General features: G+C 54.7%; 1 protein-coding gene. It reads left to right on the top strand.

Annotated features, from left to right (window positions below):
- Nucleotides 1-354: 354 nt before the first annotated feature.
- Nucleotides 355-444 (top strand): microcyclamide/patellamide family RiPP (locus P5674_RS25960; RefSeq protein ID WP_315670496.1); only part of this gene is annotated, 90 nt, incomplete at its 3' end.

Here is a 444-nt window from a genome sequence, read left to right on the forward strand (position 1 = left end):
GGTGACGACGAGTAGTCGCCATCGAATTCTACCACAGGCCCAATCGATCCTCAAACTTCTTGTGAGGACTGCCAGGGCACTGGGTTCGCCTCGATGAATTGACGGGCAACCGTTGATACCTCGGGACTTTCCGATACCTGGCACGCTGCTGGGGTGGAGGGAGCATCACTCCCTGGGGCCCCTCTTCCCCCGATCCAGAGTTTTGTTGGACGGAATTGGGTGCTACCCCAAACGAGAATTTTCGTGCCGCGCTCACGGCTACCGGGCAGCACAAACAGGCTTCTTGACAATAAGAAGGGACTGACCGCCCTAAGCGGTCAAACTGTAAACCTAACAAATGAGTGAAAAACTCCAATGGATAAGAAAAACATCTCCCCCAACCCCCAACAGCCCGTTGACCGCGTTCCTTCGGGTCAACTGCCTAGTGCTTTGGCTGAATTGAGC

The sequence above is a fragment of the Limnospira sp. PMC 289.06 genome (genome assembly GCF_032350395.1).
GTDB lineage: Bacteria > Cyanobacteriota > Cyanobacteriia > Cyanobacteriales > Microcoleaceae > Limnospira > Limnospira platensis.